Origin of the sequence: Parafrankia sp. Ea1.12, from assembly GCF_900465275.1 — a bacterium.
Classification (GTDB): Bacteria; Actinomycetota; Actinomycetes; order Frankiales; family Frankiaceae; genus Parafrankia; species Parafrankia soli.
In genome coordinates this window covers 1-763 of the sequence record NZ_UBIZ01000048.1, presented here as the reverse complement: position 1 = coordinate 763, position 763 = coordinate 1, and the positions used below count along the sequence as shown (strand labels likewise).

Sequence of the window (763 nt, the reverse complement as noted above, 5' to 3'; positions counted from 1 at the left end):
CGACGACCCGGGCCAGGTGCGCCTCGTCCGGGTCGAGGTCGGTGCCGGCCTTCGCGGCGGTGAGCAGCGCGGCCCGCCGCCGGGCACCGGTGACCTTCGGGTTGATCAGCACGGTCAGGAACGTGCCGTCGGCCAGGACCTTCACGACCGGCAGGCCCAGCCCGGTCGGGGCCCGCCAGATCAGGTCCGCGCCGGTGCCGGCCACCAGTCCCCAGTTGTCGAACGAGTAGAACCCCCGGTCGGCGGTCAGTACCTCGTCCCGGCGAAGCCTCATCAGCAGTCCCCGGGCCAGAGCCTTCTCGCTGGTCGCCCACCCGCCGACCTCGGCGGCCCGGAACGCGTGCGTGCCACACTCCGCCAGAGCGACGACCCGGATCTTCGGAAAGGCCGACCGCTTCTCACCCGACCCGGCGTAGCCGAACTCGGCGGCGTTCTCCTCGGTGTCAGGAACGTCGACGTCGAACCCGTCGATCGCGAGCAGCAGCCGGCCCCGCAGCCACGCCCCGCGCGTGGACAGTGTCGCGACCGGGCCCGCGACCCGCTCGAACACCTCGGCCATCACCGCCCGGCCCAGCCTTTTGCGCGCCTGGGTGATCCCGCTCGCGCTCGGCGGCGCCCAGCCCGCGTCCCAGCAGCCGAACCGGTCCAGCGACCCGGTGACCTTCGCCGCGACCTCGGCGTAGTCGTCGTCCGGGAACAGGCACATCCCCAACGTCAGATAGACCGTCACATGCGGCGGGAGCTTCCCGCCCCTGCGCCGCTC

General features: G+C 73.0%; 1 protein-coding gene. It reads right to left on the bottom strand.

The window, feature by feature from the left end; genetic code table 11:
* On the bottom strand, positions 1-730 hold a 730-nt coding region (locus FMEAI12_RS00240; RefSeq protein WP_235013536.1), incomplete at its 3' end, for a transposase domain-containing protein.
* Positions 731-763 lie beyond the last annotated feature (33 nt).